This window comes from Streptomyces fuscichromogenes (genome assembly GCF_014645815.1).
GTDB classification, from domain to species: Bacteria; Actinomycetota; Actinomycetes; order Streptomycetales; family Streptomycetaceae; genus Streptomyces; species Streptomyces fuscichromogenes.
In genome coordinates this window covers 1-21,811 of record NZ_BMML01000016.1, presented here as the reverse complement: position 1 = coordinate 21,811, position 21,811 = coordinate 1, and the positions used below count along the sequence as shown (strand labels likewise).

General features: G+C 73.4%; 18 protein-coding genes. 9 read left to right on the top strand and 9 right to left on the bottom strand.

Translation table 11 applies throughout. The annotated features are described in order from the left end of the window. Nucleotides 1-227 precede the first annotated feature (227 nt). Both IEZ11_RS30510 and ppk2 read right to left on the bottom strand, forming a co-directional pair. Nucleotides 228-1,949: a SulP family inorganic anion transporter gene (locus tag IEZ11_RS30510; protein ID WP_189266151.1), complete on the bottom strand. Its 1,722-nt coding sequence runs from the start codon at nucleotides 1,947-1,949 to the stop codon at nucleotides 228-230. Between the two features lie 289 nt (nucleotides 1,950-2,238). Next, nucleotides 2,239-3,042, bottom strand: a complete 804-nt coding sequence (gene ppk2, locus IEZ11_RS30505; protein ID WP_189266150.1) for a polyphosphate kinase 2 — start codon at nucleotides 3,040-3,042, stop codon at nucleotides 2,239-2,241. 41 nt (nucleotides 3,043-3,083) lie between these two features. On the opposite strand from ppk2, the gene IEZ11_RS30500 reads away from it, so the two are divergent. Next, nucleotides 3,084-5,468, top strand: coding sequence for a phosphoketolase family protein (locus tag IEZ11_RS30500; protein WP_189266149.1), 2,385 nt, complete (start codon nucleotides 3,084-3,086; stop codon nucleotides 5,466-5,468). Between the two features lie 30 nt (nucleotides 5,469-5,498). Here IEZ11_RS30500 and IEZ11_RS30495 read toward each other — a convergent pair whose 3' ends face one another. After that, nucleotides 5,499-5,879: an STAS domain-containing protein gene (locus tag IEZ11_RS30495; RefSeq protein ID WP_189266148.1), complete on the bottom strand. Its 381-nt coding sequence runs from the start codon at nucleotides 5,877-5,879 to the stop codon at nucleotides 5,499-5,501. A gap of 348 nt (nucleotides 5,880-6,227) precedes the next feature. On the opposite strand from IEZ11_RS30495, the gene IEZ11_RS30490 reads away from it, so the two are divergent. After that, the gene (locus tag IEZ11_RS30490; RefSeq protein WP_189266147.1) at nucleotides 6,228-6,668 is read left to right on the top strand and encodes a pyridoxamine 5'-phosphate oxidase family protein; all 441 of its coding nucleotides are present in this window, start codon (nucleotides 6,228-6,230) and stop codon (nucleotides 6,666-6,668) included. Between the two features lie 12 nt (nucleotides 6,669-6,680). On the opposite strand, the gene IEZ11_RS30485 is transcribed toward IEZ11_RS30490, so the two are convergent. Continuing rightward, the gene (locus IEZ11_RS30485; protein ID WP_189266146.1) at nucleotides 6,681-7,142 is read right to left on the bottom strand and encodes a pyridoxamine 5'-phosphate oxidase family protein; all 462 of its coding nucleotides are present in this window, start codon (nucleotides 7,140-7,142) and stop codon (nucleotides 6,681-6,683) included. 307 nt (nucleotides 7,143-7,449) lie between these two features. Here IEZ11_RS30485 and IEZ11_RS30480 point away from each other — a divergent pair, with 307 nt between their 5' ends. From IEZ11_RS30480 to IEZ11_RS30470, 3 genes are all read left to right on the top strand, one after another. Further along, nucleotides 7,450-9,168 (top strand): sensor histidine kinase, encoded by a 1,719-nt coding sequence (locus IEZ11_RS30480; protein WP_189266145.1) that lies wholly within the window; start codon nucleotides 7,450-7,452, stop codon nucleotides 9,166-9,168. Nucleotides 9,169-9,294: 126 nt separating this feature from the next. Continuing rightward, nucleotides 9,295-10,002 carry a CBS domain-containing protein gene (locus IEZ11_RS30475; RefSeq protein WP_189266144.1) on the top strand — a complete coding sequence of 236 codons (708 nt, stop codon included), beginning with the start codon at nucleotides 9,295-9,297 and terminating at the stop codon, nucleotides 10,000-10,002. Nucleotides 10,003-10,054: 52 nt separating this feature from the next. Continuing rightward, on the top strand, nucleotides 10,055-10,657 hold the full coding sequence (locus IEZ11_RS30470) for an Rv1733c family protein (protein ID WP_189266143.1): 603 nt from the start codon (nucleotides 10,055-10,057) through the stop codon (nucleotides 10,655-10,657). Between the two features lie 23 nt (nucleotides 10,658-10,680). Here the strand turns inward: IEZ11_RS30470 and IEZ11_RS30465 are convergent, their stop codons facing one another. Then, entirely contained in the window at nucleotides 10,681-11,076 is a 396-nt protein-coding gene (locus IEZ11_RS30465; protein WP_189266314.1) for a nuclear transport factor 2 family protein, read from the bottom strand. Nucleotides 11,077-11,149: 73 nt separating this feature from the next. On the opposite strand from IEZ11_RS30465, the gene IEZ11_RS30460 reads away from it, so the two are divergent. After that, nucleotides 11,150-11,728, top strand: coding sequence for a PadR family transcriptional regulator (locus tag IEZ11_RS30460; protein WP_189266142.1), 579 nt, complete (start codon nucleotides 11,150-11,152; stop codon nucleotides 11,726-11,728). A 59-nt stretch (nucleotides 11,729-11,787) separates the two neighbouring features. Here the strand turns inward: IEZ11_RS30460 and IEZ11_RS30455 are convergent, their stop codons facing one another. The 4 genes from IEZ11_RS30455 to IEZ11_RS30440 form a co-directional block, all read right to left on the bottom strand. Continuing rightward, on the bottom strand, nucleotides 11,788-12,915 hold the full coding sequence (locus tag IEZ11_RS30455; RefSeq protein WP_189266141.1) for a C40 family peptidase: 1,128 nt from the start codon (nucleotides 12,913-12,915) through the stop codon (nucleotides 11,788-11,790). 96 nt (nucleotides 12,916-13,011) lie between these two features. Further along, the gene (locus tag IEZ11_RS30450; protein WP_189266140.1) at nucleotides 13,012-13,542 is read right to left on the bottom strand and encodes an RNA polymerase sigma factor; all 531 of its coding nucleotides are present in this window, start codon (nucleotides 13,540-13,542) and stop codon (nucleotides 13,012-13,014) included. A gap of 141 nt (nucleotides 13,543-13,683) precedes the next feature. Then, a complete protein-coding gene (locus tag IEZ11_RS30445; RefSeq protein ID WP_189266139.1) occupies nucleotides 13,684-14,349 on the bottom strand; it encodes a M15 family metallopeptidase in 666 nt (221 codons plus the stop codon). 114 nt (nucleotides 14,350-14,463) lie between these two features. Next, nucleotides 14,464-17,514, bottom strand: a complete 3,051-nt coding sequence (locus IEZ11_RS30440) for an AfsR/SARP family transcriptional regulator (protein WP_189266138.1) — start codon at nucleotides 17,512-17,514, stop codon at nucleotides 14,464-14,466. 420 nt (nucleotides 17,515-17,934) lie between these two features. On the opposite strand from IEZ11_RS30440, the gene IEZ11_RS30435 reads away from it, so the two are divergent. The 3 genes from IEZ11_RS30435 (at nucleotide 17,935) to IEZ11_RS30425 (ending at nucleotide 21,664) form a co-directional block, all read left to right on the top strand. Then, the gene (locus tag IEZ11_RS30435) at nucleotides 17,935-18,870 is read left to right on the top strand and encodes a hypothetical protein (protein WP_189266137.1); all 936 of its coding nucleotides are present in this window, start codon (nucleotides 17,935-17,937) and stop codon (nucleotides 18,868-18,870) included. A gap of 87 nt (nucleotides 18,871-18,957) precedes the next feature. Beyond that, nucleotides 18,958-19,413, top strand: a complete 456-nt coding sequence (locus IEZ11_RS30430) for a hypothetical protein (protein WP_189266136.1) — start codon at nucleotides 18,958-18,960, stop codon at nucleotides 19,411-19,413. Nucleotides 19,414-19,615: 202 nt separating this feature from the next. Continuing rightward, nucleotides 19,616-21,664, top strand: a complete 2,049-nt coding sequence (locus IEZ11_RS30425) for a phosphocholine-specific phospholipase C (protein WP_189266135.1) — start codon at nucleotides 19,616-19,618, stop codon at nucleotides 21,662-21,664. The last annotated feature ends 147 nt before the right edge of the window (nucleotides 21,665-21,811 follow it).

Below are 21,811 nucleotides of genomic sequence, written 5' to 3'. Positions count from 1 at the left end.
ATGCCTCCCGGGACGGAACGTGTGACGAGACGTGTGAGGGGACGTGTGACGGGACGTGTCTGCGAGCCGGCACTGCCAGCGTGCGGCGCCGGGGCCGCTCCGGCCATGGGCCGAGCGGCCCGCCGGCCCAGGACCTTCGGTACGTCCCCGACCCGGGACCTTCGGTGCGAAGCGGGCCGCGCCCCGCGCGGTCGTGCCCGGACCCCCGCCGCACGGCCGCGGCCCCGCTACCGGTCCGGCCGCGCCGCCAGCCACTCGCGGTAGGCCGTCACCGCCGTCGGCAGGGTGGGGAAGATGCGGTCGTGGCCGACCGCGTCCGCGAGGCCGTACGTCTCCAGGCTCTGCAGGAGGTCCTGCTTCACCCGGGCGAGGGCGAACACGACGTCGCGCGCGGTCAGTTCGCGGCGCAGGGCGTCGACCGCGTCGAGGGCGGTGATGTCCACCTCCACGTTGGCCTCGGTGTTGAGGACGAACCAGCGGACGGGCTCGCTCTGTCCGTCGACGGCGGCCAGGGCCCGGCGGTGGAAGTTCTCGGCGTTGGCGAAGAACAGGGGCGAGTCGTAGCGGTAGACCAGGAGGCCGGGGATCGTCCGGGCGGTGGGGTAGTCGTCGATGTCGTGCATGCCGGCCACACCGGGCACCAGGCCCTCGACCGCGTCGTGCGGGCGGGCCACCCGGGTCAGCAGTTCGGCCACCGACAGGCCGACGGCGACCAGCACGCCGTACAGGATGTCCAGGGTGAGGACCCCGGCCAGGCAGCCGAGCGCGAGGAGGAGTTCACGGCGGCGGAAGGCGGCCAGGCGGCGGAAGCCGGCGAGGTCGGTCATGCGGGTCGCCGCGTAGACCACCAGGGCGCCGAGGACCACGACGGGCGTCCGGGTGAGCAGGGGGCTGAGAAAGAGCAGGACCGCGAGCACGAGGGCGCCGGATACCAGGGAGTACGCCTGGCTGCGGGCCCCGGCCGAGGTGGCCAGGGCGGTGCGGCTGGCACTGCTGCTCACCGGGAAGCCGTGCAGGACGCTCGCCCCGAGGTTGGCCGCGCCGAGGGCCAGGAACTCCTGGTCGGCGTCGAGTCCGGGGCCCTCGGCGGGGCTCCGCCCGGCGAACGCGCGGGCGGTGAGGATGAAGTCCGTGTACGCCACCAGGAGGACACCGAGCGCGGGCAGGACCAGGCGCGGCAGCTCGGTCAGGTCCGGCAGGGCGAGGGCGGGCACCCCCGCCGGGACGGTGCCGATGACCTTGATCCCGTAACGGCCGTCGAGGTCGAACGCCACCACGGCCGCCGTGCCCAGGACCACCGTCAGCAGCGGGCCGGGGAGCGCCCGGAAGTACCGCGTGAGGACGAACAGGAAGAGCAGGGCCGCCGCCGCGAAGACCACGGTGGCCGGCCGGGCCTCGCCCAGGTGCGTGAAGAACGACCAGAGCTGGGGGAAGAACTCGGATCCCGTCACCGGAACCCCGGTGAGTTTGGGCAGCTGGTCCACCACCATGATCAGGGCCACCCCGGCCAGGTAGCCGATCAGCACGGGGCGGGAGAGCAGGTCCGCCAGGAAGCCCAGGCGGACCGCCCGCGCGATCAGACAGAGCAGGCCGACCGCGGCGGCGAGGGCGGCCGCCAGCACCGCGTACCGGCCGGGGTCACCGGCGGCGAGCGGGGCGACCACGGTGGCCGTCATCAGCGCGGTCGTCGACTCCGGACCCACCGACAGGAGCCGGGAGGAGCCGAACACCGTGTACAGGGCCAGGGCGGGCAGAATCGCCCACAGGCCGGCGACCGGGGGCAGCCCGGCCACCCCGGCGTACGCCATCACCTGCGGCACCAGGTACGCGGCGACCGTCACCCCGGCCAGCAGGTCGCCCCTCAGCCAGGAGCGCCGGTAGCCGAGCAGCGAGACGAGGCCGGGCACCAGCCGTTGCCACCCCGGGTGCCCGTCGCTGCCGTGGGTCATGCGTCGCCTTCCGTCCGGTGAGCTCAGAATCCCGCGGTCCGCGCCGGACCATGTCGCACACGCCGTGTGCATGTCCAACCGGCCTCGCGGACAGGGCCGTTCAGCCCAACGGGCACCGACCTTCGGCACCCGCGCGCCCGGGTCCGCCCCGGCAGAGTGGGCGGCGTCAGGAAGAGCACGCACCGTCCCGACGCGCCCCGAAGGGATCACCGTCATGGCAGTGCAGGAGCCCGCGCACCGGAACTCCGGCCGACGCCCGCCCTCCGCCGTGACCGCGCCGGCCGGCCGCTCAGAGGCTCGCCGCGTGGTCGGGGACGTACGTCTGCAGATCCCGCGGCGGGCGCTCGTAGCCGGTCGACGACGGACGCTTGGGGAGTTCCAGCACCGGCGGCGGTACGTCGTGGTACGGGACGGTCGACAACAGGTGGGCGATCATGTTCAGCCGGGCCCGGCGCTTGTCGTCGCTCTCCACGAGGTACCAGGGCGTGTCGGGGACGTCGGTGTGGACCAGCATCTCGTCCTTCGCCCGGGAGTAGGCCTCCCAGTGGGTGATCGACTCCAGGTCCATCGGCGAGAGCTTCCAGCGCCGCAGCGGATCGTCGAGACGCTTGCGGAACCGGTCCTGCTGCTCGGTGTCGCTCACCGAGAACCAGTACTTGCGCAGCAGGATCCCGGACTCCACCAGCATCCGCTCGAAGATCGGGCAGTGCCGCAGGAAGAGCTGGTACTCCTCCTTCGTACAGAAGCCCATCACATGCTCGACGCCGGCCCGGTTGTACCAGGACCGGTCGAACAGCACGATCTCCCCGGCCGCCGGGAGATGCTCCACGTACCGCTGGAAGTACCACTGGGTGCGCTCGCGCTCGGTGGGCTTCGGCAGCGCCGCGATCCGGGCGCTGCGCGGATTGAGGTGCTCGGTCACCCGTTTGATCGTGCCGCCTTTGCCGGCCGCGTCCCGCCCCTCGAAGATCACTACAAGGCGGGCGCCCGTGGCCCGCACCCACTCCTGAAGCTTCACCAGTTCGGTCTGCAGGCGCAGCAGTTCCGCCTCGTACACCCTGCGCGGCAGCTCCGCCGCCTTCTTGCCGGCCATGCCGCCTCCACCGCCCGATGACCTACCCATGGAGCCATCCGATGTCCAAGGTCGAACACCAGGACGCCACCGTACTGTCCGACGACGAACTGCGCACCCTGGACGCGCACTGGCGGGCCGCCAACTACCTCGCCGCGGGCCAGATCTACCTCATGTCCAACCCGCTGCTCACCGAACCGCTGCGACCCGAGCACATCAAGCCGCGGTTGCTCGGCCACTGGGGCACCTCGCCCGGCCTGAACCTGGTGTACACCCACCTCAACCGGGTGATCAAGGCGCGCGGCCTGGACGCGCTGTGCGTGTGGGGGCCGGGGCACGGCGGCCCGTCCGTGCTGGCCAACTCCTGGCTGGAGGGCAGCTACGGCGAGACCTACCCCGACGTCTCCCGGGACGCCGAGGGGATGGCGCGGCTGTTCCGGCAGTTCTCCTTCCCGGGCGGGGTGCCCAGCCACGTGGCCCCCGAGACCCCCGGGTCGATCCACGAGGGCGGCGAGCTGGGCTACTCCCTCGCGCACGCCTACGGCGCGGCCCTGGACAACCCGGACCTGCTGGTGGCCTGTGTGATCGGCGACGGTGAGGCGGAGACCGGGCCGCTGGCCGCCTCCTGGCACTCCAACAAGTTCCTCGACCCGGTCCACGACGGTGCCGTCCTGCCGATCCTGCATCTCAACGGCTACAAGATCGCCAACCCGACCGTGCTCTCCCGCCTCCCCGAGGCCGAACTCGACTCGCTGCTGCGCGGCTACGGCCACGACCCGATCCACGTCACGGGCGACGACCCGCACCAGGTGCACCGGGACATGGCCGCGGCGATGGACACCGCCCTGGACCGGATCGCCGTGATGCAGCGCTCGGCGCGCGAGGACGGCGTGACCGGGCGCGTGCACTGGCCGGTCGTCGTGCTGCGCACGCCCAAGGGCTGGACCGGCCCGGCCGAGGTGGACGGCGTGCCCGTCGAGGGCACCTGGCGGGCCCACCAGGTGCCGCTGGCCGGGGTCCGGGAGAACCCCGAGCACCTGCGGCAGCTGGAGGCGTGGCTGCGCTCGTACCGGCCCGGGGAACTGTTCGGTCCCGACGGGCGGCCCGTTGCCGACGTGCTGGCCGCTGTCCCCGACGGCGCGAAGCGGCTGGGCGCGTCGCCGCACGCCAACGGCGGCCTCCTCGTCCGCGATCTGCCCCTGGCCGACCTCGACGGGTTCGCCGTCCCCGTCGACAAGCCGGGCACCTCCCTGCACGAACCCACCCGGGTCCTGGGCGACTTCCTGGCCCAGGTCATGAGGGACACCGGGGAGCGGCGGGACTTCCGGCTGGTCGGGCCGGACGAGACCGCCTCCAACCGGCTGCAGGCGGTGTTCGAGGTGAGCGGCAAGGCCTGGCAGGCCGAGCGGCTCCCGGTCGACGAACATCTCGAACACCACGGCCGGGTGATGGAGATCCTCTCCGAACACCTCTGCCAGGGCTGGCTGGAGGGCTATCTCCTCACCGGCCGGCACGGGCTGTTCTCCTGCTACGAGGCGTTCGTGCACATCGTGGACTCCATGGTCAACCAGCACATCAAGTGGCTGAAGACGTCAAGGGGGTTGGCGTGGCGGGCGCCCGTCGCCTCCCTCAACTACCTGCTGACCTCGCACGTGTGGCGTCAGGACCACAACGGCTTCTCGCACCAGGACCCCGGCTTCGTCGACCACGTCCTCAACAAGAGCCCCGAGGTCGTCCGCGTCTACCTGCCTCCGGACGCCAACACCCTGCTCTCGGTGGCGGACCACGTCCTGCGCAGTCGGGACTACGTCAACGTGATCGTGGCGGGCAAACAGCCCTGCTTCGACTGGCTCTCCATGGACCAGGCCCGCGTGCACTGCGCGCGCGGCGCCGGGATCTGGGAGTGGGCCGGCACCGAGAACGGCTCCCACGAACCCGATGTCGTCCTCGCCTGCGCCGGTGACGTGCCCACCCAGGAGATCCTCGCCGCCGCCCAGCTGCTGCGCCGCCATCTGCCGCAGCTGGCCGTGCGGGTGGTCAACGTCGTCGACATGACCCGGCTGCTGCCCAAGGACGAACATCCGCACGGGATGACCGACTTCGAGTACGACGGCCTGTTCACCACCGACAAACCGGTGATCTTCGCCTACCATGGCTACCCCTGGCTGGTCCACCGTCTCGCCTATCGCCGCACCGGGCACGCGAACCTGCACGTGCGCGGCTACAAGGAGTCGGGGACCACGACCACCCCGTTCGACATGGTCGTCCGCAACGACCTGGACCGCTACCGGCTGGTCATGGACGTCATCGACCGGGTCCCCGGCCTCGCCGTCCGCGCGGCCGGCGTGCGCCAGCAGATGGCCGACGCACGTACCCGCCACGAGGCCTGGATCCGCGAGCACGGCACCGACCTGCCCGAGGTCGCCGACTGGACCTGGACCGGCTGACGTCCGGTCGCCGGTGACCGGACGGCCCGGTCAGGCGACCGCTCCGGGCACCTGCTTGCCGGCGAGGGCCTCGGGGAGGCCGCAGTACAGCTCGAACGTGTCGCCGAGCCCGGTGCGGCGCAGCAGCCGCGGGATGCCGTCGTCCGGTGTGACCAGGCGCAGTCGGCCGACGCGGTACCGGACCCGGTTGCGGGCCCGGCACAGCAGGCTGAGGCCGGAGCAGTCGATGAAGGAGACGGTGCTCAGGTCGAGCACCAGATCGGGCCGCGCGCCGGACGTCAGGTTGTCGAGGGCCGCGGAGAGGACCGGAACCGCCAGGAGGTCGAGTTCGCCGTGCAGGGTGACGACGGTGGCGCCGCCGTCGGTACGGGTCGTGCGGTACGTCGCGGACCCCGGGTGGTTTTCGGCCATGGAGAGAGCGAAGTCCAGTCGGCGGGTCGCGCGGAAGGGCCGTTCGGCCCCCTCCACCCCCGGCGGCAGGCCCGAACGGCCCGTCCTGGGGTGCGCGGGCCGAGCGCGGGCCCGTCCGGCGGCCCGCGGGGGCCGGACGGCCCAAGCGGTCCCGCACCGGGCCGGGAGAGGCTGGACCCGCGGGGCGGCTCCGGCGACACCGGACACCGCCGTCGAGGAGCCCGTCGTCGCCGTCGGCAGCGCGGGTCCCGGCGGTCTCGCGGCGTTCACCGCGGCACGGCTGTCCGCCCCCGCGGGCCGGCGCACCACGGCGGCACGACGTGACAGACCTGAGAGGCGGGACGGCCGATGTACGCCAACGACGGATTCCGTGAACTCGACCGGCGGGAGTGCCTGAGACTGCTCGCCGGGGTGCCGGTCGGCCGTATCGTCCACACGCGCGGGGCGCTGCCGGCCGTACTGCCCGTCAACTTCGGCCTGGACCGCGACGGAGCGGTGGTGCTGCGCACGTCCGAGGCCTCGGAGCTGGTGCGGGCCATCGACGGCGCCGTCGTCGCCTTCGAGGCCGACGAGGTCGACGCCGTGGCGCACGCCGGCTGGAGCGTCGTCGTCACCGGCCGCGCGACCGTGGTCGGCGACCCCCGCGAACACGAGCGGCTGGTCCGGGACGGCCCCCGGTCCTGGGTGCCGTCGCCCCGGGAGGTCTTCGTCCGTATCGAGCCGGAGCTGGTCACCGGCCGCGAACTGACCGGCGGCCGCACCCTGTACGGCCTGGATCCCGTCCCCTGACCCCGCGCCCGCTCAGCCGGCGTCCGCCGGGTCGCCCGCGACGAGGGCGATGCCCGTCACCAGACCGGGGTGGATACGGACCGTGTGCTCCATGGCCCGGTCCACCCAGGGGTGCAGCAGCGCCTCGTACCGGGCGAGTTCCAGCGGGTCGGTGACCAGGCGGGCGTAGCCGGTGACCACCACGCTCCAGCCGAGGTGGCTGACCGGGTCGATGTCGTCCGCCTCGTAGGCGACGACGACCCCCGTGCCGTGGGACTGCCGGGTGCGCGCGGTGAGGGCCGCCCGCTCGTGGGTGCGGATGACGACGGCACCGTCCACCAGGACGTGGTTCACCGGGCGGACGGTGGGCAGCGCCCGCTGGGTGAACACGATGCGCCCCAGGGACACGCTGCCGAGCAGCCGCAGCGCCTCGGCACTGTCGAGCTCGATGCTCCGGCGCGTCGGCGGCGCTGCGTACGTGCGGTCGTCGGCCATGGCAGGTCTCTGTGAGTCGGTGTCGCGGACACGGGCGGAGCGGCACCGCGGGGGAACGGCGCCGCTCCTGCGCCCAGTCTCGCCCCGTCCGTGCCCCGCGGCAGGTGCCGATGGTCACCCGTCGGGGGCCGGTCGGCCCTTACGCCACGGGCGGCACACCCGTTACGGATACTCCGTGACGGCGGAGCGGGGCGGATGCGCCGCCCGGGACTTGCCCGATCCGGGTGCCCGACGCGGTCGGTGCCCACTACCGTTGGCTCTGACCGGACCTGCCGGTGTACGAGTCGACGGGGTCGGGAGGAGTGCGGTGGAGAGCCACGAGGCGGCCCGGGTGCGGCTGCCGCAGCTCAGGCTGGACGAGCTGCTGGAAGAGCTGCAGGCCCGGCTGGACGCCGCACGCGGCACCCGGGACCGGGTGCACAGCCTGCTGGAGGCGGTGCTCTCGGTAGGCCGGGAACTGGACCTGGAGCAGGCTCTGCGCAGCATCGTGGAGGCGGCGGCCGTGCTGGTCGACGCCGAGTACGGGGCCCTCGGCGTGATCGGCCCCGACGGCAGGCGGCTGTCGGCGTTCCACACCGTCGGCGTCACCGAGGAGGAGATCGCCCGGATCGGCCCCTTCCCGGAAGGCCACGGAATCCTCGGCGAGCTGATCCGCCACCCAGAGCCGTTGCGTCTGACCAAGCTCTCCGAGCATCCGGCCTCGTACGGCTTCCCGCCGAACCACCCGCCGATGAACTCCTTCCTCGGCGTCCCGATCCGCGTCCGTGAGCAGGTCTTCGGCAACCTCTACCTCACCGAGAAGCGGGGCGGCGGCCAGTTCGACGAGGAGGACGTGTCGGTGACGTCCACGCTGGCCGTGGCGGCCGGGGTGGCGATCGACAACGCCCGGCTGTACGAGGAGTCACGGCTGCGCGAGCGCTGGCTGCGGGCGAGCGCGGAGATCAGCCACAGCCTGATGTCCGGCAGCGCGAGCGCCGAGGCCCTCGGGCTGATCGCCGAACACGCCAGGGAGATCACCGGCTCGGCGCTCGCCGCCGTCGCGACCCCGATGGCGGACACCGACTCGCTCACCGTGGAGATCGCCGTCGGCATGGACGCCGACGACCACCGGGGGCTGGTGCTGGTCATGGACCGGACCCTGATGGGCCTGGCGTTCGCCCAGGGCGCGGCGGTGACCAGCGTCGATGTCAACCAGGACGAGCGGGTCTCGCCCGAGCCGCCGCGCTTTCACGGGCTCGGCCCCGCGGTGGCGATCCCCATCGGCACGGGCGGGGCGGGGGTGCGCGGTGTGGTGCTGCTGGCCCGGGAGGCGGGTCAGCCGCTGTTCACCACCAAGGAGACCGAGCCGCTGCAGGTCTTCGCGGCCCAGGCCGCCATCGCGATGGAACTGGCGGAGCGGCGCCGGGACGCCGAGGAGATCGCGGTGCTCAAGGACCGCGACCGGATCGCCCGGGACCTGCACGACCTGGCGATCCAGCGGCTGTTCGCCACCGGGATGACCCTGCAGAGCGCCGGGCGCTTCATCGAGCACTCGGAGGCGTCCGAGCGGGTGCTGCGCGCCGTGGACGACCTGGACGAGACCATCAAGATCATCAGATCGACCATCTTCGGACTGCGTGCCCGGGAGGGCGGCGCCGGCACCGGGCTGCGGGCCCGCGCCGTGCGGGTGGCCGGCGAGGCGGCCCCGACGCTCGGGTTCGCGCCGAGCGTCCGCATGGAGGGGCTGATCGACACCGACGTGCCCAAGGAGATCGCCGATCACGCGGTCGCCGTCCTCTCCGAGGCCCTGACCAACGTCGCCCGGCACGCGCACGCCGACCGCACGGACATCGCCCTGGCCACCGACGGCCGGGAACTGGTCCTCACCGTCAGGGACAACGGCGTCGGCATCCCGCCCGACGGCCGTCGCAGCGGACTGCGCAACATGGCGGAACGGGCGGCCGAGCTCGGCGGCCGACTGGACTGGGACTGTCCCGGGGACGGCGGTACGACGCTGGTGTGGCGGGTGCCGGTGTCCCGGCCGTAGCGTCGAACCACCGGCACCGCCGGCCCGGGACCGGGAACGGGACCGTTCGGCCCATGCCCGCACGGCACCGATGACCGATTCTGGGGGTGTCGGACCACGGCAGCCGAACCCTGGACGGAGGTCGCCATGACCGGCACTCCACACGTCGTGAACGACGTGATGACCCACACCGTCCTCGCCCTGCGCCACGGCGCGGCCTTCAAGGACATCGTGCAGGCCATGCAGCGGTGGCAGGTGAGCGCGGTCCCGGTGCTCGACGACGACGGCCGGGTCGTCGGCGTCGTCTCGGAGGCCGACCTGCTGCGCAAGGAGCAGGCCCGCGCCGAGGTCCCCGGCCGCCGCCCGGGAGCCGACCGCACCAAGGCGACGGCGGTCACCGCCGCGGAACTGATGACCGTCCCGGCCGTCACCGTCCGCCCCGAGGCCCCGCTGCCCGAGGCCGCGCGCACGATGGCCCGGCACGGCGTCAAACGGCTTCCGGTGGTCGACGCCGCCGGTCTGCTGCGGGGCGTCGTGAGCCGTGCCGACCTGCTGAAGGTGTTCCTGCGGGCCGACGAGGACATCGCCGACGAGATCCGGCGCGACATCGTCCCGCACCTCTTCCCCGGCCCGGCCGAACCGGTGACGGTGCGGGTCCGTGACGGCGTCGTCACGCTCACCGGCCGGGTCCCGGACACCGGGCTGGTCCCGGTGGCCGCCGGGTGGGTGCGGGGCGTGGCGGGCGTGGTCGCCGTGGACTGCGCGCTCGCGGGTCCGCCCCGCCGCCCGGACCTCGACCCGGATCTTCCCGACCCGGAGCACGTGCCGCACCCGGAGCACGTGCCGCCGGCCTGAGCCGGGCCGCCCGCGGCCGTACGTCCCGGACCCCGGAAGGAGGCGCCGGACCATGAGCAGGACGTGTCGCGTTCGCCCGGCCAGGAGGCCTCTGTGGCGCTGGCGGCGCAATCCGCTGCGACGCCACAGCGACGTCGTGGAGGCCTGGATCGTGCTCGCCGTCTGGACCCTGGCCCTCCTCGGCGGGCTGTTCGCCGGCGCGGCGGCCGGCGCGGCCGTACACCGGAACCTCGCCGACCGGCGCGCCGCCGTCCACCCGGTGTCGGCCCGGCTGACCGAGGACGCGGCGGCCGGCTCACCGGTCCTCACCGGCTACGACGTGGGGAAGTCATGGGTGACCGTGCGCTGGACGGGCGCGGACGGCACCGTCCGCACCGGCCTGGCCGAGGCCCTGCCCACCGCCGTGGCGGGCAGCCGGCTGCAGGTCTGGGTGAACCACGGCGAACAGCTGGTCGACCCGCCGCTCAACCAGACCGAGGCCGCCTGCGAGTCCCTGGCGACCGCCGTCCTCGTGGGCCCGCTCGTCGCCACCGTGGTGTGGGGCGGCGGCCGGCTGGTCCGCCGGCAGCTGATGCGCCGCCGCCTCGCCGAATGGGACGCGGAATGGCGGCAGACCGGGCCCCAGTGGCGGAACTTCAGCGGGGGCAAAGGGTGACCCGCCCGCCGCTTCCGCCGGCGTCAGCGGGCGGCGGCGGCCTCCTGGGCGATCTGCTCGAACCGGGCGCCCATCGCCTCGGACAGCGCCTGCGCGGCCGACAGCGGGCGCACCATCACCGTGAACTCGTCGATCTTCCCGTCCTCGTCGAAGTGCAGGAAGTCGCAGCCCTGGAGCCGCTTGCCGGCGACCGTCGCCGTGAACACGAAGGCGTGGTCGCGGCCGTCCGGGTTCGCGATCTCCCGAACGTAGGCGAAGTCCTCGAACACCTGCGACACCGCCCGCAGGATCGCGGCCGTGATCGCCTTGCCCGGGTACGGCTTGAAGGCGACCGGGCTGGTGAAGACGACGTCGTCGGCGAGCAGCGCGGCCACGGCGTCCATGTCGCCGTTCTCGACGGCCTCGCGGAACGGGTGCACGGGGGGCACGAGGGGCATGGAGGGTCACCTCACCTATTCAAAAAGTTGAGTAGGTGCATGCTAGCGTGCGCCTATGGCTCTGCGGAATGCGGTGATGGCCGCCCTGCTGGAGGGCGAGGCCTCCGGATACGACCTCGCCAAGGGGTTCGACGCGACGGTCGCCAACTTCTGGACGGCCACGCCCCAGCAGCTCTACCGCGAACTGGAGCGCATGGCGGCCGAGGGGCTGGTCACCGCCCGTGTCGTCGAGCAGGAGCGCCGCCCCGACAAGCGGCTGTTCTCCCTCACTCCGGCAGGCCGTGACGCGGTCCGCGCGTACACCGCCGAACCCCCGGCCCGGCCGCCCGTGGTCCGCGACGAACTGCTGGTCAAGGTGCAGTGCGCGGACGCCGGTGACCTCGACGCGGTCCGTGCCGCCGTCGCCGGGCGCATGGAGTGGGCCACCGCCAAACTGGCCCGCTACGAACGCATACGGCAGCGGCTGCTCGCCGGCCGCTCGGAGGAGGCGTACTTCGCCGAGGCGGAGCGCGTCGGCCCGTACCTCACCCTGCTGCGCGGGATGTCCTTCGAGCGGGAGAACCTCCGCTGGGGGGAGCTGGCGCTGCGCAGACTCGAACAGCGGTCGGCCTTCCATAGACAACAAAGTGAGTAGGGATTGCGGCAGGGAGAGGGGGTGCCCGACGGGTCGGGCACCCCCTGGCCGAGCTCGGGTCAGCAGGTCGCGACCCCCGGCAGCCAGGCCGGGCCCTTGAGGTAGATGTTCGTCAGCCACGCGCCGTTGGTCAGCTTGGACCAGGCGTCGTTGGTGTAGCCCTCGGCGGTGACCGTCTGGGCGTGCGCCTGGCAGACCACGTTGACCGTCGTCGGCTGCGCGAAGTAGTCCACGACAGAGGCGTTCACGTTCGGCTCGCTGTGCGTGCGCACACCCGTGCCCCAGGTCTGGACCGCCGTGCTGCCCCCGCTCGGCGGCGGCGGGTTGTCGCCGCCGCAGTCCGGGATGCCGGGCAGCTCGGCCGGGCCCTTGATGTAGATGTTGGTCATCCATGAGCCGTCGGCCAGCCTGGCCCAGATGTCGTTCGTGTAGCCCTCGGCGCTCACCTCCTCCGCGTGCTCCTGGCACTGGACGGAGACCTGCGTGGGGCCGGCGAAGGTGTCGACGACCGAGGCGTGCACGCTCGGCGTCGAGTGCGTGTGCACACCCGTGCCCCACGTCTCGAAGGTCGAACCGCCGTTCGCCGGCGGCGGCACCGGCGTGCCGGACGGGTTGACGCGGATCGCGCCCGCGTAGTCGCCGCCCGTGCGGACCGGGGTGACCCGGATGTGGGTGCCCGACTCGTACGCCTCGACCATCTGCCCCGCGCCCAGGTACATGGCGACGTGGTGGATGTACCCGCTGCCCCAGAACATCAGGTCACCCGGGACCAGGGGAGCGGTGCCCTGGCCCGCCGAGAAGCGGGCCGCGGCCTGCGGGCTGTGGAACTGGTCGTCGGCCGTGCCGCTCAGCAGGTCGCTGCCGGTCGCCCGGTAGTACGCGTAGCGCATCAGGCCCGAACAGTCGAAACCCCTGCGCTCGTTGTCGTGCAGGCTGTCCGGGTCGGAGCCGTCGTAGTAGCCGTACGTGGCACCGGGCGTGGCGCCGTGGCCGCCGCCCCAGCTGTACCAGACGCCGATCTGGGAGCAGGCCGCCTCGACGGCGGCCTGCGCGGTGGCCGAGGCACCGGAGGCCAGCACCCCGCACGAGGTGTCCTGGGCGGCGGCGTGCGCGGTGACGGGCAGCAGCGGGGCCAACGCGAGGGCCGCGACCGCCGCGAGCGTCCGGGCAGGCGTGGTGAGGTTCAAGGTGTACGTCCTTCGTCGACTCGGAGCCGGGTGCGGGGGTCGGGCGGATCCACCGGGTGCCGCGTCCCACCCCCGTGGGGGCGCGGCACCCGGAGCTCAACGGGTCAGCGCCGCGCGCATCTTGGCCAGCGCCCGCATCCGGTTGCGCTGGACGGTGCCGCGGTGGGCGCCGAGCCGTTCCCCCGCCGTGTCATGGGTGAGCCCCTCCAGGTCGACGAGGATCACCGCGGCCGCCTCCTTCGGCGAGAGCACGCTCAGCAGCGCGAGCGTGGTGGCCGAGGCCTCGTAGCTGCCGAGGCCGCCGTCCCAGCCGGCCTCGGGCAGCCGGTCGGTGGTGTGCTCCCGGCGGGAGGGGTGCAGCCAGGAGTCGCGCAGCAGGTTCAGCGCCACCGTGCAGGTGTAGGCGTACGGATGCTGCTGGGGCGTCAGGGTCCGGGCCCGGGCCCGCCGGGAGAGCCGCAGATACGTCTCCTGGAGGAGGTCGTCGGCGTCGTGCGGATTGCCGGTCAGCGCGAGCAGCCGCCTGCGCAGTCTCGGCATGTCCGCGGTGAAGGAGGCGTCGAACTCTCCCGGGCTCAGGTGCCCGAAGCCGTCGTCCGCGGCGTCGCGCGGGTCCCGCGTACACATGCCGCCGTGACTGTCCATGGTCGTCCCCCGTTGGTCGGTCGTGGTCGTGGTCGTGGTCGTGGTCGTGGTCGGTGGTCGGTGGTCGGTGGTCGGTGGTCGTCGGGCGTCGGGTCGTGCGTGGAAGGTGTCCGGTCCGCTCGGTCAGGCGGGTCGGACCGGAGCCGGGGCGGGCCCGTAGCGGGCGGCCGGTGCCCGGCTCAGCAGGGCCCAGTACCGGTCGCCGTAGGACCAGTGCCACCACTCCGTGGGGTAGTTGACGAAGCCGGCCGTGGTCAGCGCCCGGCTCATCGACGCCCGGTGGGCACGCGCCTCGGCGCCGATGCCCGGTGCCCCGGTACGACAGGCGCCCGCGCTCTCCTCCGGGGTGGCGTTGACCTCCGTGCCCAGCGGCAGCTCGGTGCCGTCGGCGGTGCACAGGGTCAGGTCCACCGCCCCGCCGCTCACGTGCGGAGCCACCTCCGGCGGGGAGATGTAGGCGCTGGCCAGCTCGCGGATCCGGTCCGGACCGGCGTCGGGGTGGGCCGCGCGCAGGGTCGCCGCGTACTGCTCGAAGTACCGGCGCTGCAGGCCGGGCGGCCGATACCCCTCGACCACCAGGAACCGGACCCCGGCGGGCAGCAGCGACTGCGCCTGGAGCAGCCGGCGCAGCGCCCCGAGGCGCAGGTGCGCGAAGCTGCCGTCGGCGTCGGCCTGGCGGAGGTCGATCCGCAGGCCGGGCGTCTCCCGCAGGTCGACCAGCGGTTCGCCGCACTCCTGCTCGGCGACCTCGGCGACCCGGGGGTCGGAGAGCGTGATGATGTCCGTCACGCGGAACAGCGTGCCCGGCTCCCCTGCAATTGCCCTGCAGCTTCCCTGCAAGCGCGTCACCAGGCCTTCTGCAGCCGCCGTCCGGCTCCGCCCGCCGGCCCGCCCGGGACGTGGCTACGACACCTCGTCGCCCGCCCGCTCCCACGCCTCCCGTCCGCCCAGGGACCGGAACACCGCCAGCGCCTCCGCCCGCGCGGCCCGCGCCCGTTCGGTCTCGCCGGCCGCCGACCACACCGCGGCCAGGTCCCGCACCGTACGGGCCCGCCACAGCGGCAGCCCCAACTCCGTCCAGAGGGCCGCCGCCCGCTCCAGCGGCTCCCGGGCCCCGTCGGCGTCCCCGGCCGCCAGCCGCAGCTCCCCGAGCGTGCGCAGCACCAGCGCCTCGCCGAACCGGTCCTGGCGCTCCCGGGCCACCGTCAGGCAGCGCGCCAGCCGTCGTCCCGCCTCCTCCGTCCGGCCGGTGCGCAACTCCACCTTGGCCAGGGCCTGTTCGGTGTACATGATGCCGAGGGTGTCCTGTAGGCCGGTGAAGACCCGCAACGCGTCGAGGAGTTGCCGTCCGGCTTCGGCGTACCGTCCCTCGGCCCGCTCGCACAGGGCCAGCGAGCGCAGGGTGAGTCCCTCGCCGTGCAGGTCGGCCGCGGCCCGGTACAGCGTGAGGGCCCCGGACAGCGCCTCCCGGGCCGCCGGGCCGCGCCCCTGCTCCCGGTGCACATAGCCGATGCCGTACAGCACCCCCGCGCGGGCCGCCACGTCCCCCCTGTCGCCGTACCGCTCCAGCGCGGCCTCCAGCAGCTCCAGCGCCTCGGTGTAGCGGGCCTGTTCGCGGCGGGCGGTGCCCATCCCGGCGAGGGCCACGGCCGCCCCGTTCGGCACCCGTTCCCCGAACAGCCGCAGCGCGTCCGAGAAGTAGGCGAACGAGTCCTCGAACCGGTCCTGTTCATAACGGAGTTGACCGAGTCCGGCGAGCAGCCAGGCCTCGCCCTCCAGGTCTCCGCCGCGCCGCACCGCCGCCATGGCCGCGGTGTGCGCGCGGGACCAGGCGTCGAACTGGTTGTACAGCGCGGCCGAACTCGCGATCAGCGCCCCGGCGAGATCGCGGGCGGTGCGTGCCATGCCGTGGTCGGCGCAGTGGGTCACGGCGGCCAGCAGACCGGCCTGCTCGGCGGCGAACCAGGCCGCGGGCCGGGCGAGGAGCTCCTGCTCGGTCGCCGGGTCGAGCGGGCGGACGGCGGCCGGTTCGGGGAAGTGCCGGGTCGCACCGCCGGGGCCCCGGGCGGCCGCCTTGCGGGCGAGGTCCAGCCAGCTCGCGGCCAGCCGCAGCACCGCCGCCGCCCGGTCCTCGGCGTTCTCCTCGAACAGGCAGCGCTCGCGGGCGTGTTCGCGGGCGAGGTCGGGGATGCGGTAGCGGGCGAGGCCGGTGCCGTCGACGCCGATCACGTCGATGAAGTGGCAGTCCACCAGCCGCTCGACGGCCTCCTCGGCCTCCTCCGTCCCTATGTCGAGCAGCGGAGCGGCGATCCAGGCCGCGAAGTCGGGCAGGTCCAGCAGGGCGAGGCGGCGCAGGGCCCGGCGTTCCTGCGGGTCGAGGTCGGCGTAGCCGAGTTCCAGGCTGGTGCGCAACTCCAGGTCGCCGGCGCTGAGTTCGTTGAGCCGGCGGCGCTCGTCGCGCAGCCGGCCGGCCAGCCGGCCGGGCGCCCAGTGCGGACGGGCCGCCAGACGGGCGCCGGCGATGCGCACCGCGAGCGGCAGCCGCCCGCACAGGGCGACGATCTCGGCGGCCCGCTCCGGCTCCGCCCCGGTCCGCCCCGCACCGGCCACCCGGCGCAGCAGGTCGAGGGCCTCGGCCTCGTCCGGTACGGCGAGGTCCAGATGGGCGGCGCCCTCCAGCGCCACCAGCCGGCGACGGCTGGTGATCAGCACCGCCGAGCCGGGGCCCGGCGGGAGCAGGGGCCGCAGATGCGCCTCACCGGCCGCGTTGTCCAGGACGATCAGGGTCCGCCGGTGCCCGATGTACGTGCGGTACAGGCCGGTCAGCTCCTCGACGCCGGAGGGCAGCGTGTCCGGGGCGACGCCCATCGCCCGCAGCAGCCGGGCCAGCGCGTCGGCGGGTTCCAGCGGGGTGGTGTCGGCGGCCCGCAGATCCACGAAGAGACGGCCGTCCGGGAACAGGTCGGCGGTGCGGTGGCCGACGTGCACGGCGAGGGCCGTCTTGCCGATGCCGGAGCGCCCGGAGATCACCGCGATCGGCGGCGCGGTCCGGCCGGTCTCGCCGACGCCCCGCACCAGCTCGGTCGCCCACTCGACCTGATCCGCGCGGCCCACGAAGTCGGCGATGTCGGGCGGGAGATGGGAGGGCGCGGGGCGGCCCGGCCGGCTGTTCCTGGGCGCCGGCACCGGCCGGGCGGCCGGTCCGGTGCCCAGCACCGCGGTGTCCTGGGCGAGGACCGCCCGGTGCACCTCCCGCAGCTCCGGTCCCGGGTCGATGCCCAGCTCGTCGCGGAGCACCGCGCGGCCCTCCTGGTAGACGCGCAGCGCGTCGGAGATCCGGCCGGTGCGGAACAGGGCGGTCATCAGCTGGCCGCGCGGCCGCTCCCGCAGCGGATGCGCGGCCACATGGGCGAGCAGCGGCGCGATGGTGCCGTCCGCGCGGTCCAGCTCCAGGGCCAGCCCGTAGGACTCCTCCTCGGCCACCAGCCGCAGCTCGGCGAGCCGGGCCGCCTCGATCCGGGCGAACGACTGGCCGAGCCCCTCCAACGCCTCCCGGCCCCGCCACTGCCCCAGCGCCTCGGCGAGCGCGTCGGCGGCCTCCTCCGTGCGCCCCAGGGACCGCCCGGCCGCGAGGAGTTCCTCGAAGCGGCGGGCGTCGACCTGCGCCGGGGCGAGGTCGACCACGTAGCCCGGGGGCCGGGTGCGGATCACCTCGGCCGTGCCGATGCGGGCCAGGGCCCGGCGTACGGCGGAGACATGGGTGGCGACCAGGGCGCCCGCGGTGGCGGGCGCCTCCTCGTCCCAGACGAAGTCGACCAGGCGTTCGGTGGAGATCACCTCGCCCAGGTGGACGACGAGGGCGGCGAGGACGGCCAGCGGCCGTGAGCCGCCCAGCGGGGCCCGCCCGTCCCCCTCCCAGACCTCCACCGGGCCGAGCAGACGCACTTCGAACATCGGTCCCCGATCGCCGCCCCGCGGATGCCGACAACGATATCGGCGGCGATCGACAGGGCAGGCGAAAAACCGGGCCGTCATGTCCGGAACCGTTCCGTCCGACCGGTCGGACGAAAGGGCCGGGACACCCGGTACGCCGAACGGGGACCGGTCCCTGTGGCGCTGCGGGAGCCGCTCGGCCCCTGGCCGCAGTTGGCTGGTTTCTGTGGGTTGCCATAGCGGTCCCTGTGCGGGGGACGGGTGGCGGCCGGCCCTCGTATGACCGCGTCCGCGAATCCGCCGCGACATCCGCCGCGACATCCGCGGCGACATCCGCGGCGGCGGAAACTCCCCGCGGCCGCATGTCATACGAACGCCCCGCCGGCGGCGTCAACCGCACGTGAACACCGAGCCGTTCGCCCTACGCCAGGGAGCCGTCCGATGAAGCGCACCGCCTTCCGCCGCGGGGTCGCGCGGCTGAGCGCCGTCGCCGCAGTGGCCGCGCTCGTTCTCACCGGCTGCTCCCGGACGTCCGGCGACGGCCCGGCCCCCGCCGCCGGGCACCGGGTCCGCGATCTCACCTACGCGCAGGACCTGCGGGTCTCGGACGCCGAACAGCGGCTGGTCGCGCGGTGCATGGCGCGCCACGGGTTCCGCTACTGGACGGACCGCCCGCTGAGCCTGGCCGAGAGCAGGCCGCTCGGCTACGTCCAGGACGACGTGCGCTGGGCCCGTACCTACGGATACGGCAGCCGGATCACGGCGAAGGAGGACCGCGCCCGGCTGCGCAACCCCAACAGCGCCTACCGCAAGGGCCTCACGGCCACCCGGAAGGCCGCGTACGACACCGCGCTCGACGGTGGCCGCCGGGCCCTGCTGCTGCGCACCGACCTGCCGGGCGGGGGCAAGGTCAGCAAGCAGACCGGCGGCTGTGACGGCGAGGCGGAGCGACAGCTGTACGGCGATCCGCAGACCTGGTTCCGGCTCGACACCACGGCGAGCAACCTGCGCCCGCTCTACGTCGGCAGACTCCTGCACGACCAGCGGTTCACCGCCGCCGTGCACGCGTGGTCCGCCTGCATGAAGCGGGCCGGCCATCCCTATCCGGACCCGGACGCGGCCCGGCAGGCCACCCGGGAGCACCCCGCGGTCCAGACCCGGGCCGAGGAGGCCAGGAGCTTCGCCGCCGAGACCCGGATCGCGGTCGCCGACGCCACCTGCGCCCGCGAGGTCTCCCTCAAGTCCGTGGGCCGGAACCGCGAGGCCCACTATCTGGCCCGGCTGGACGGCGAGTACGGCGCCCGGCTGGACGCCTACCGGCAGGTGCGCCTGAAGGCGCTGGAGCGCGCCGAACGGCTCGTGCCCGCCCGCACCTGACACCTGCCGCTGCCCCATGACTCCGCGGCGCCCGCCGCGGCCCTCTCCCACACCGACCGCCTCCGACGAGGCAGAACGGGATTCATCATGCGCAAAATGACCCTCGCCCTCACCACACTGGCCCTCGCGGCCGTCGGTTTCGCCCTGCCGGTGAACGCCCAGGCCTCCGCCGGCTGCAACGCGCAGTGGCCGGGCCGCGACGGCAACGTGCGGGCCTGGAAGGACTGGGACTGCGCGGGCGGCCTGCTCGGCGTCACCGCGGGCAACGACGCCAACTGGGCGGACGGCTCCGGCGGTTTCCAGGGCGTCGGCAACGTCGCCTCCTCCGTGATGAACAGCGGCTACGTAGGCGGCAAGGACGTCGTCGCCTTCTACTACTTCGCCAACTACTCGGGCGGCTACGGCTGCCTGAAGCCGGGCGAGCTCTACGTGGACGACCTCACCCGCGACCACTTCACCGACGGCAACAACATGAACGACAACATCCTGTCCCACCAGTGGGTGACGGCGAGCGCCTGCGCCGCGGGCTCCTTCATCAGCTGACGCGCCGGGCCGGCCGCGGTCACCGTGCCCCGCCGCGGCCGGCTCCGTCTCCTTGCCGACCACCTACCTCACGTACCGCCGAGATTCACATCCGCGCCACCGGACCCTTCCCTGACGTTCGATGCCCTTGGAACACTCGCACCCGCGCACAATCCGCCCTGTTCCGGCCAGCCCGTGCGTCAGGATGAGAGGTCGCTCACCCATGTCCGAAGTAAACCGGCGCCGATTCCTCCAACTCGCGGGCGCCACCACGGCGTTCACCGCGCTGTCCAGCAGCGTCCAGCGTGCCGCCGCGCTGCCCGCGAACCACCGCACCGGGTCGATCGAGGACGTCGAGCACATTGTCGTCCTGATGCAGGAGAACCGTTCGTTCGATCACTACTTCGGCACCCTCAGAGGCGTTCGCGGCTTCGGCGACCCGCGTCCGGTCACCCAGAACGACAAGTCCGTGTGGCGCCAGTCGGACGGCACGAAGGACATCCTGCCCTTCCACCCGGACGCCGACGACCTGGGCCTCGCCTTCCTCCAGGACCTGCCGCACGGCTGGAACGACACGCACAGCGCCGTCGACGCCGGCAAGTACGACAAGTGGGTGCCGGCCAAGGGCAGTACGACCATGGCGTACCTGAACCGGGACGACATACCGTTCCACTACGCGCTGGCCGACGCCTTCACCATCTGCGACGCCTACCACTGCTCGTTCATGGGCTCGACGGACCCGAACCGCTACTACATGTGGACGGGTTACACGGGCAACGACGGCCAGGGCGGCGGCCCGGTCCTCGGCAACGACGAGGCCGGCTACAGCTGGACGACCTACCCGGAGCGCCTGGAGAAGGCGGGCGTCTCCTGGAAGATCTACCAGGACGTCGGCGACGGCCTGGACGCGGCCGGCGGCTGGGGCTGGATCCAGGACGCCTACCGCGGCAACTACGGCGACAACTCGCTGCTCTACTTCAAGCAGTACCAGAACGCCCAGCCCGGCGACCCGCTGTACGACAAGGCCCGCACCGGCACCGACGCCAGCAAGGGCGAGGGCTTCTTCGACCGGCTCAAGGCCGACGTCAAGGGCGGCAAGCTGCCGCAGATCTCCTGGGTCGTCGCCCCCGAGGCCTTCACCGAGCACCCCAACTGGCCCGCGAACTACGGCGCCTGGTACGTCTCCCAGGTCCTCGACGCGCTCACGTCCGACCCCGAGGTGTGGGCGAAGACGGCCGTGTTCATCACGTACGACGAGAACGACGGCTTCTTCGACCACCTGATCCCGCCGTTCCCGCCGTCCTCCGCCGCGCAGGGCAAATCCACGGTCGACCCGGCCCTGGACCTCTTCGCGGGCAACGCGAGCCACCCCGCCGGCGCCTACGGCCTCGGGCAGCGCGTCCCGATGCTGGTCGTCTCCCCGTGGAGCAAGGGCGGTTACGTCTGCTCCGAGACGCTCGACCACACCTCGATCATCCGGTTCATGGAGGCCCGCTTCGGCGTCCACGAGCCGAACATCTCGCCCTGGCGGCGCGCGGTCAGCGGCGACCTGACCGCCGCGTTCGACTTCTCCCGCAAGGACACCAGGCCCGTGGCGCTGCCGACCACGGACGGCTACCAGCCGCCCGACAAGAACCGCCACCCCGACTACGTGCCCACCCCGCCCGCGAACCCGGCGCTGCCCCGGCAGGAGCGCGGCTCCCGGCCCACCCGGCCGCTCAGGTACGCCCCGCTGGTGGACGGCGCGCTGGACGCGGCGGCCGGCAGGTTCACGCTCACCTTCGCGTCGGGCGCGCACGCGGGTGCCGCCTTCCTGGTCACCTCGAACAACCGCGCCGACGGCCCCTGGAGCTACACCACCGAGGCCGGCAAGTCCGTCTCCGACACCTGGAACCCGGCGTACTCGGGCGGCTCGTACGACCTGACCGTGCACGGCCCGAACGGCTTCCTGCGCACCTTCCAGGGCCCCGGCAAGGTGGCCGGGCCCGAGGTCACGGCCCGGCCGCACGGTGACGACATCGAGCTGACGTTCACCAACAAGGGCAGCGGGACGGTGAAGCTGGCGGTGGCCGACGGGTACGGGGGCCGGGGGCGGACGTTCACGGTGCGGGCCGGGGCCGTCGTGACGCACATCGTGCATCTCAACCACAGCGAGCGGTGGTACGACCTGACGGTGACGTCGGCGGCCGACGCGAGCTTTGTGCGGCGGTTCGCCGGGCACGTGGAGAACGGGGAGCCCGGGGTGAGCGACCCGGCGATCATCACGGTGTGAGAGTGCGCCCAAGGGGCGTGGGGGACCGTTGTGTGGCGGCTGCGGGTGGTTCGTGGCTGGTCGCGCAGTTCCCCGCGCCCCTTTGGGGCGCGCTACAGGGCCGTGAGTTTTCTCGGTTCCGAGGTCTGACGGGGGAGCAGGGTCGGG

Excerpts from the sequence above, each read along its gene's own strand:
- IEZ11_RS30495 (WP_189266148.1), bottom strand. The coding sequence starts at position 5,879 with ATGGCCGAAAACCACCCGGGGTCCGCGACGTACCGCACGACCCGTACC.
- IEZ11_RS30510 (WP_189266151.1), bottom strand. The coding sequence starts at position 1,949 with ATGACCCACGGCAGCGACGGGCACCCGGGGTGGCAACGGCTGGTGCCC.
- IEZ11_RS30435 (WP_189266137.1), top strand. The coding sequence starts at position 17,935 with ATGAAGCGCACCGCCTTCCGCCGCGGGGTCGCGCGGCTGAGCGCCGTC.
- IEZ11_RS30485 (WP_189266146.1), bottom strand. The coding sequence starts at position 7,142 with ATGGCCGACGACCGCACGTACGCAGCGCCGCCGACGCGCCGGAGCATC.
- IEZ11_RS30450 (WP_189266140.1), bottom strand. The coding sequence starts at position 13,542 with ATGTGTACGCGGGACCCGCGCGACGCCGCGGACGACGGCTTCGGGCAC.
- IEZ11_RS30470 (WP_189266143.1), top strand. The coding sequence starts at position 10,055 with ATGAGCAGGACGTGTCGCGTTCGCCCGGCCAGGAGGCCTCTGTGGCGC.
- IEZ11_RS30440 (WP_189266138.1), bottom strand. The coding sequence starts at position 17,514 with ATGTTCGAAGTGCGTCTGCTCGGCCCGGTGGAGGTCTGGGAGGGGGAC.
- IEZ11_RS30430 (WP_189266136.1), top strand. The coding sequence starts at position 18,958 with ATGCGCAAAATGACCCTCGCCCTCACCACACTGGCCCTCGCGGCCGTC.
- IEZ11_RS30490 (WP_189266147.1), top strand. The coding sequence starts at position 6,228 with ATGTACGCCAACGACGGATTCCGTGAACTCGACCGGCGGGAGTGCCTG.
- IEZ11_RS30425 (WP_189266135.1), top strand. The coding sequence starts at position 19,616 with ATGTCCGAAGTAAACCGGCGCCGATTCCTCCAACTCGCGGGCGCCACC.
- ppk2 (WP_189266150.1), bottom strand. The coding sequence starts at position 3,042 with ATGGCCGGCAAGAAGGCGGCGGAGCTGCCGCGCAGGGTGTACGAGGCG.
- IEZ11_RS30500 (WP_189266149.1), top strand. The coding sequence starts at position 3,084 with ATGTCCAAGGTCGAACACCAGGACGCCACCGTACTGTCCGACGACGAA.
- IEZ11_RS30460 (WP_189266142.1), top strand. The coding sequence starts at position 11,150 with ATGGCTCTGCGGAATGCGGTGATGGCCGCCCTGCTGGAGGGCGAGGCC.
- IEZ11_RS30475 (WP_189266144.1), top strand. The coding sequence starts at position 9,295 with ATGACCGGCACTCCACACGTCGTGAACGACGTGATGACCCACACCGTC.